The organism is Enterobacter sp. UNJFSC 003 (assembly GCF_036903355.1).
Taxonomy (GTDB): domain Bacteria; phylum Pseudomonadota; class Gammaproteobacteria; order Enterobacterales; family Enterobacteriaceae; genus Enterobacter.
This window is the reverse complement of the sequence record NZ_JBAKHK010000094.1, coordinates 1-305: the sequence shown is the minus strand read 5'-3', so window position 1 is coordinate 305 and position 305 is coordinate 1. Positions and strand designations below refer to the sequence as shown.

Genomic DNA, 305 nt, shown 5'->3' with positions numbered 1-305 from the left:
CCCGATCATCATCTCCTGATCGTGAACGCTCATCCGGTTGAGCTGCTTCAGGTTGTGCTCCCAACGCTGCACAAACACATAGCTGCCGCCGGCATCCACGCCGTCTTTGATAACCGCCACTTCGCGACGCGTCTCTTCACCCGCCGGGTTTTCTGTACCGTCAACAAAGCCGCTCAGGTCACGCTCTTCCACCCAACGGAAGCCGTGGATCTCTTCTTTCACTTCAATGCAGTCACCAAAGGCTTCCATCGCCGCCTGGGCGACAGAGAAGTTTACGTCGTGACGCAGAGAAAGAATGTGGATCA

General features: G+C 56.1%; 1 pseudogene. It reads right to left on the bottom strand.

The features are described from left to right. Window positions 1–305 (bottom strand): annotated as a pseudogene (gene yfeX, locus V5P19_RS23250) (porphyrinogen peroxidase); the annotation flags it as partial.